The organism is uncultured Methanofollis sp., from assembly GCF_937919355.1.
In the GTDB taxonomy this organism is placed as follows: Archaea; Halobacteriota; Methanomicrobia; order Methanomicrobiales; family Methanofollaceae; genus Methanofollis.
In genome coordinates, this window is record NZ_CALFSA010000006.1 from 1 (window position 1) to 7476 (window position 7476).

Genomic DNA, 7476 nt, shown 5'->3' on the forward strand with positions numbered 1-7476 from the left:
CTGTTTCCCCCGCTGGCCCCGTTCTGCCCCTCCCGCCGGATCTCCCCGGTACGGCCTGGAATGGGAGGCCCGATGCCCGGATCGGGGGTCGATATCGGCGTATCCGACCGGCGAGGGTCCGGCACAGGCACCAGAACACGATCCCAGAAACCAAAAAGAGAAAAGAAAGAAAAAGCCCTACTCTTCGGGCTCTTTCTTCGCCGGTTTTTCCGGCTTGACATAGGTGACCTGGACGAGTTCGCGCCCCTCGTGCACCGTCGCCGCCGGCGTGTAGGTGTTCTCCATCGTGAGGCAGTGGACAGGGCAGACCTCCACGCAGCAGTCGCAGACATGGCAGCGGAACCGGTCGATCTCCCAGGTCTTCGCCTGGCGCTCGACGCAGATCGCGTTTGCCGGGCACTTGCGCATACACATCCCGCAGGAGATGCACTTTGAAGGGTCGATGGTCACGTGCCCCCGCGAGATAGGCGTCCTCTTGCCGGGGACGGCCGGATAGCGGATGGTGGAGGGACCGTGGATGATCGACTTCACCACCGTCTTTGTCATCTGAAAGTATCCCATACGCACATCACCTCTCCGCACACCCGATGCAGGGGTCGATGGAGAGCACGATCACCGGGACGTCGGCGAGTTCGCAACCCTCCAGCATCTTCACCAGGGGCGGGATGTTCGTCAGCGTCGGCGTCCTCACCCTGTGGCGGGCGAGGTGCCGGGTGCCGTTCCCCTTCACATAGTGAATGACCTCGCCGCGCGGCTGTTCGGCCCGCGAGAAGTATTCGCCTTCAGGTTTCCCGGTCACCTTCACCTCGATCGGGCCGTCCGGGATCTTCTGCACCGCCTCCTTGATGATATCGATGGAAGCGAACATCTCCTTCGCCCGCACCGCACACCGGGAGTAGCAGTCGCACCCATCCTCGGTGACAGGCGTGAAGTGGATCTTCCCGTAGGCGGCATAGCCGATCATCCTCGCATCCGAGGAGACACCGCTCCCCCGCAGGGTCGGCCCGACCGCACCATAGTCGTAGGCCTCCTTCGCCGGGAGGATACCGACATTCTTCATCCTCCCCTTCACGGAACTGTCATTGAGGAAGACGTCAGCCAGGTCGGAGAGTTCTCCGCGCAGTCCTTCGAGGCGCGAGACCATCTCGTCGAGGGTCTCGGAGTCGATATCGCGGCGGACACCGCCGACCTTGCAACTCCCCTGGATGACGCGGCCGCCGGTCGTCGCCTCGAGTTCGTCGAGGATAGACTCCCGCAGGCGCCATGCGTCCATAAAGAGGTTCTCGAAACCGAAACCGTCGGCCGCAAGACCAAGCCAGAGGAGGTGGGAGTGGAGCCTCGAGTACTCCGACCAGATCGTCCTGAGGAAGAGGGCCCTCTCCGGCACCTCGACGTTCATGACCGCCTCGACGCCCTGGCAGTAGGTCGCCCCGTGGATGAAACTGCAGATCCCGCAGATCCGCTCGGCCAGGTAGACATACTCCGGGTACTCCCTCTTCTCCACCAGAGTTTCAAGGCCGCGGTGGACATAGCCGATGGACGGGATCGCCTGCTTCACCTTCTCGTCCTCGATGACGAGGTCGAGGTGGATAGGTTCGGGCAGGACCGGGTGCTGCGGGCCGAAGGGTATGACTACTTCTTTTGACATGACTCCACCTCCCTGAAACTGATGTTGCTGAAGGGATACTTCTTTGCCGTCCGCAGGAGCGTCCCCTTGAAGTCGATGTTGATGCCGGTGAACTCCACGCCGAAGAAGTCGTGGTTCTCGTTCTCGTAGATGAACGCACCCCAGTAGATCCCTGAGATGCTCGGCACCTTCGTTCCCGCCGGCACGACAAGGCGGAGGACCACCATGTGGTAGTCAATGTCGAAGCAGTAACTGAGTTCGAAGTTCTCGTCCACCTTTGTGCAACTGATCTGGACGAGGCGGTAGCCCTTCTCATGGTAGGCCTTCACCGCCGGCAGGAGTCCTTCGATCGTGCACTCGGTCATCGGCTGATCTTCAGGCATGAACTGCCTCCATCTCTGTCATTTTTGCTCTCTTCTCTTCCAGGATACCGAGCGCCTTCACGATGCCGTCAATGATCGACTCAGGCCTCGCGGCGCATCCCGGCACATAGACATCGACAGGGATCACCTGGTCGACGCCGCCCGAGACATTGTAGCACTCGGCAAAGACACCGCCCGAACAGGCGCAGATCCCGACGGCCACGACGACCTTCGGGTTCGGCATCTGCTCGTAGATGTTTTTCACGACCTCGCGGTTGAGGTCGTTGATGCTCCCGGTGATCACGAAGACGTCGGCGTGCTTCGGGTTCCCGGTGTTGATGATCCCGAACCGCTCCACGTCGTAGAGCGGCGTGAGGCAGGCGAGCACCTCAATGTCGCAGCCGTTGCAGCTCGACGCGTCGTAATGGATTAGCCAGGGTGATTTCTTCAGATATGCCATGCTCTCACACCCCCAGATAGAAATAATACAGGACGGCGAGGTTGATGAACCCGAGCGTCACTGCAACGCCCCATCCTTCCTTCATCGTCCACTGCCACTTCATCCTGGAGAAGGTGTTGTCGATGAAGACCTCCAGGAAATACGTGACGGCGATGGCGACGAGTGCCAGCAGCGGGTTGAACCCGAAGAACAGGTACACGATGCCGAGCAGGACGACGGTCTCGTACCAGTGGGCGATCTCGATCTTGGCAAGGGTCGGGCCGGAGAACTCGGTCGTCAGACCCTTCACCAGTTCCTGGTGGGCGTGGTGCGAGGTCGAGATATCGAAGGGCGACTTGCGGAGTTTGATCGTCAGCACGGTCAGGAAACCGATGAGGACACCGGGCAGGTACAGGGCGGCCGGGACCTCTGACGCCGCAATCTCGCTCACGTAGAAACTCCCGGTGACCAGGTACAGCCCGACGGCCGTGAGGATGATCATCGGTTCGTAGGCCATCAGGGTGATCAGTTCCCTCTCCGCCCCGACATAACTGTACGGCGAGTAGGCCGCATAGGCGCCGAGGACGATGAAGACGTGCGCCAGCGTGAAGGCGAAGAGCACGAGCAGGAGGTCCCCTCCGGCAAAGAAGATGGCCCCTGTCACCGCCATGAAGACGAGGTACGAGAGGATGTAGAAGTTCTGCGACGGCGTGACCGTCACGTCCTCCTTCTCGAAGAGTTTTGCCACGTCGTAGAAGGGCTGGAGGACCGGCGGTCCGACCCTGCCCTGCATGCGTGCGGTGAGTTTTCTGTCGATACCGGCGATGAACCCGCCCGCGATCGGGGCGAGGAGCAGGTAGAGGACTGCGGTGAGTACGGAGATCATAGTGCCACCCCCACGATGGCGGCGACGGCCGCCAGGATCAGGAGGATACAGAGGGGATTGCCGACCTTCAGGAGTTTTGCCTCGCCGAAGTACTCGGCGAAGTAGTAGTTCCTCGTCGTCATCTCACGCTCCATGCCGAGTGACCCGAGGAACTTCATGTCGGGCGTCGTCGGTCTACCGCCCATGTAGGCCGGCATTGTCCGCCCCTGCTTCCGGTAGGAGAGATACGAGAGGGGCAGGACGAGGAGGAGCGCGATCATGAGGACCATGATGATGACATTGTCCTGGGCGAGCCGCGCCGTCTCGCCGAAGATGCCGAGGACATAGGGCTCGACGAGGTATGAGGAGATCAGCGGGAAGAGGAGTGCCGCAAGCACGGTCATGGCCGTGAGGCTCCCGAGGACGACCCACTTGCCGGTGGAGACCGTGTCTTCGATGTTCTCGCCGAAGGGCGTGACCTCGATGATCTTGCCCATCCACTTCGCCCAGAAGAAGACGGTCACGGCGCCGCCGAAGGCCAGGATCATCACGAAGATGAGACCGAAGGGTGCGACGACGAAGGCCTCGATCGCGGCCCACTTCGAGATCAGCATGCCGAAGGGTGCGAGGAACATGCCGGCCATGCCGATGAACATCATGGCGGCGATCTTCGGGAGACGGACGATGAGGCCGTCCATGTCCTCAATGTCGCGGCTGCCGACACGGTGCTCGACAGTGCCGACGCAGAGGAAGAGGAGCGACTTCGCAACGGCGTGGAAGATGATCAGGAATATCGCCGCCCAGACGAGCTGGGGCGTGCCGACGCCTGCGCAGGCCACGATCAGGCCGAGGTTCGCGATTGTCGAGTAGGCGAGGACTTTCTTCGCGTTGCTCTGGGAGATGGCGATCCCGGAGGCGAGGAGGAAGGTCACGGCGCCGACGAGTGCGATCGAGATGCCGGCAAGGCTTCCGGCGAGTACCGGCGCAAAGCGGACGATGATATATACGCCGGCCTTGACCATGGTGCTCGAGTGGAGCAGGGCCGAGACCGGGGTCGGTGCGACCATGGCGCCGACAAGCCAGGCCGAGAACGGCATCTGGGCGCTCTTTGTCAGCCCCGCGAAGCAGATGAGCACCGCAGGGATGATGGCGGCGGCCTGGCCCGAGGCAAGGAGTGCGTCGAGTTCAAGGAGGCCGCCCGAGGGGTCGACGGATGCAAGATACAGGATTGCCCCGGCAAAGGCGATGCCGCCGAGGAGGTTCATCTTCAGGGCGAGGAATGCATTGTTCGTCGCTTCTTCGGTCTCAGAATACCCGATGAGGAGGAAAGACGACAGGGTCGTGACTTCCCAGAAGAAAAAGATCCACGGGATATTGTTGGAGAAGACGAGGCCGAACATTGCGGCGAGGAAGACGAAGATCACGAAGAAGAACATCCGCCGGCGGTCACGCACCTCGTGGTGGTGGCTGTGGTAGGTGTCCATGTAACTGGTGGCAAAGACGGCGATGAGACTGCCGATGATGCCGATGAGCAGGGCCATGATGATGGAGAACTGGTCGATGAAGAGGTTCATCTCAGGCTCCACCGTCATGCCCCACGTGATCTCGTAGTAGATCATCATCACCGTCTGGACGAGCACGAGCAGTACGGCGACTGGTTGTTTGAACCTGACCCCCAGGTACAGGAGCAGGAGTGCTATACCCATCTCTAGAGCGAACATCACGAGACTCGTCGGCTCGAAGGGGAAGGCGTAGTACACCGTTCCTTGAGTAAACGAGGAGACGAGCAGGTAGATGGATCCCGCCGAGATGACGAGCGCCGCAAGAGCGACGATTGCATGCCGGATCCTGTTATTATTGAGCAATAGCAGGATGAATGCAATGATACAGGGGAATAGTATCAGGAATATGAGGTCGTACATCCCAATCCCTCACTTATCCCATGGAGTTTTAGGGTTTATTAACCATGCGAAAGACCGATCCTATCGGGGCCTTATCTGCCGAGTATTCTCCGTCATCTCACCGGTTCCGGCCTCTTGACAGGGGATTACGAGACGGAGATTATCTATCTCATGATATTCAATTATAATTTAGTGGCCGGATTGGCCGCAGATCTGATCGTACTCTCTGTTGCGCGCTCAAAAGTGTAAAAGACCTTCCTGATTAATAATTATCATGATCCCGACCCCGGCATGATCCCTGCTCTTTTAACCTATGCATCCCCATGGTACATGCAATGCGTCCGTCATACCTCGGAAAGATCCCGCTCAACTGGTGCGATGCCTGCCATACCCCCGTCCTCGGGGAGCAGTGCGCCTGCGGTGCGAAGACCCACCCGGTCTCCATCACCCCGCCGGGTGATGCTCGCCCGGCTTTTGCGTCCGACATCGCTCTCATCAACAGCATCTTCGACGACTACTTCGGCGCTCCCCTCATCCCCGAGGGGCACCTCGCCCTCCTGAACAAGGTCCCCGACCCCGACAGGATGGAGGAGGTGATCATGGGCGGCACGGTTGTTGCGGCCATCAAGTACCTGCCCGACGAGGGTGTCTGGGAACCCCTGCCGCGGATCTCCGCATGCCAGTACATGAAACCGACGAAGAGGTACGTCGTCGTCGACGACGGTGCAGTGGCACCGATCCGGGACGGGGGGTCGAGTCTGCTGGCGCCGGGCCTGGTGGAGATCGAGGACTCGGTCAGGACGGGCGACGAGGTCTTCCTCCTCTCGCGGGACGGCGAGTGCATCGGTGTCGGCCGCGCCCGGGTCGACGCGGCCGGGGCGCGTACGATGGAGAGGGGTGCGGTGGTGCGGACCCGGAAGAGCAAGGACGCCGACGCCGTGCCCGGCGAGGCCACCTGGGACGACGCGGTGAAGGCGAATGTCCGTATCCTCGACGCCTATGAGGGTGCGTCAATCGACTTCATCAGGCGGGTGCGGGAGAACAACAGTGGTCTGCCGGCGAATGTCTCGTACTCGGGCGGCAAGGACAGTCTTGTCACCCTCATCCTTGTGCTGAAGGCGATCGGGAAGGTGCCGGCCCTCTATGCCGACACGGGCCTGGAGTTCCCGGAGACGGAGGAGAATGTCGCCGCCGTCGCCGAGCGCTACGGCGTCGAGGTCGTGCGGGCCGAGACCGGGGAGTCGTTCTGGAAGAACTTCGAGGTTGAGGGGCCACCGGCGGTCAATGCCCGCTGGTGCTGCCGCGTCGCAAAACTCGAACCCGTGTCGAAGGTGATCGAGGAGAGGTGGGGGGAGGCGCTGTCTTTCATCGGCCAGAGGAAGTACGAGTCTCTCAACAGAAAGAATAGTCCGCGGGTCTGGCGGAACAGGATTGTCGGGAACCAGATCTCCGCGGCGCCGATCCAGCACTGGTCGGCGATGCATGTCTGGCTCTATCTCTTCAAGGAGCACGCTCCCTATAATGTACTCTACGAGAGGGGTCTCGACAGGATCGGCTGTTTTATGTGCCCGTCGAGCGACCGGGCACTGCTGGTGCGGATAAAGGCGGCCTACCCTGACCTCTGGAAGATGTGGACGGAGAAACTGACGGCCTGGGGAGACGCCCACGGTATGCCGGCGGACTGGGCCGAGGAAGACCTGTGGCGGAAGAGAGGGTCGGGCAGAGATGAAGACGATAGTTATAATTGATTACGGTCTTGGCAACCTCCGGAGCGTCAGGAAGGGGCTGGAGAAGGCCGGGGCGTCGCCGGTCATCTCCGCGGACCCGGAGAGGATCGCCGCCGCGGACGGGATCGTCCTCCCCGGCGTCGGCGCCTTCAGGGACGGCATGGAGATGCTCGGCCCGATCGAGGAAACTCTCCGCGAGGCGGCGAGGGAGGTGCCGGTCCTCGGTATCTGTCTTGGCATGCAGATGCTGATGGAGAGTTCGGAGGAGGGCGGTCTCTCGGCCGGCCTCGGCATGGTCCCCGGCCCTGTCCGCCGCTTCCCCCGGACGCCCGGCATGAAGGTGCCCCACATGGGCTGGAACACCCTCTCGATCAGGCCCGGCGAACCCCTCTTCGAGGGCGTGCCCGACGGTTCGTACGTCTACTTCGTCCACTCGTACTATGCGGAGGCGGCGCCCGAGCACACCATGACGACGACCGATTACATCTGCCGCTTCTCGTCGTCGGTGCGGAAGGGGAATGTCTTCGGCGTCCAGTTCCACCCGGAGAAGAGCGG

At 61.4% G+C, this 7476-nt stretch carries 8 protein-coding genes; 2 read left to right on the forward strand and 6 right to left on the reverse strand.

Annotated features, from left to right (window positions below; translation table 11 throughout):
• Nucleotides 1-177: 177 nt before the first annotated feature.
• Genes Q0520_RS00335 through Q0520_RS00360 form a run of 6 tightly spaced genes read right to left on the reverse strand, consistent with a single transcriptional unit; the run spans nt 178 to nt 5215 of the window.
• The gene (locus Q0520_RS00335) at nt 178-561 is read right to left on the reverse strand and encodes a 4Fe-4S dicluster domain-containing protein (protein ID WP_298665175.1); all 384 of its coding nucleotides are present in this window, start codon (nt 559-561) and stop codon (nt 178-180) included.
• 7 nt (nt 562-568) lie between these two features.
• Nucleotides 569-1648 carry a nickel-dependent hydrogenase large subunit gene (locus Q0520_RS00340; protein ID WP_298665179.1) on the reverse strand — a complete coding sequence of 360 codons (1080 nt, stop codon included), beginning with the start codon at nt 1646-1648 and terminating at the stop codon, nt 569-571.
• Nucleotides 1633-2010: an NADH-quinone oxidoreductase subunit C gene (locus Q0520_RS00345; RefSeq protein WP_298665183.1), complete on the reverse strand. Its 378-nt coding sequence runs from the start codon at nt 2008-2010 to the stop codon at nt 1633-1635. Before Q0520_RS00345 ends, Q0520_RS00340 begins: the two co-directional genes overlap by 16 nt.
• A complete protein-coding gene (locus tag Q0520_RS00350) occupies nt 2003-2449 on the reverse strand; it encodes an NADH-quinone oxidoreductase subunit B family protein (RefSeq protein ID WP_298665185.1) in 447 nt (148 codons plus the stop codon). The genes Q0520_RS00345 and Q0520_RS00350 overlap by 8 nt, the downstream gene beginning before the upstream one ends.
• Before the next feature lie 4 nt (nt 2450-2453).
• On the reverse strand, nt 2454-3314 hold the full coding sequence (locus tag Q0520_RS00355) for a respiratory chain complex I subunit 1 family protein (RefSeq protein ID WP_298665187.1): 861 nt from the start codon (nt 3312-3314) through the stop codon (nt 2454-2456).
• Nucleotides 3311-5215, reverse strand: coding sequence for an NADH-quinone oxidoreductase subunit L (locus Q0520_RS00360; RefSeq protein WP_298665190.1), 1905 nt, complete (start codon nt 5213-5215; stop codon nt 3311-3313). Before Q0520_RS00360 ends, Q0520_RS00355 begins: the two co-directional genes overlap by 4 nt.
• Before the next feature lie 314 nt (nt 5216-5529).
• Between Q0520_RS00360 and Q0520_RS00365 the strand changes: the two genes are divergently transcribed.
• Together Q0520_RS00365 and hisH are read left to right on the forward strand one after the other, a co-directional pair.
• On the forward strand, nt 5530-6942 hold the full coding sequence (locus Q0520_RS00365) for a phosphoadenosine phosphosulfate reductase family protein (RefSeq protein WP_298665193.1): 1413 nt from the start codon (nt 5530-5532) through the stop codon (nt 6940-6942).
• Nucleotides 6920-7476: imidazole glycerol phosphate synthase subunit HisH (gene hisH / locus Q0520_RS00370; RefSeq protein WP_298665196.1), on the forward strand; the 557-nt coding region annotated here is incomplete at its 3' end. The genes Q0520_RS00365 and hisH, both read left to right, overlap by 23 nt.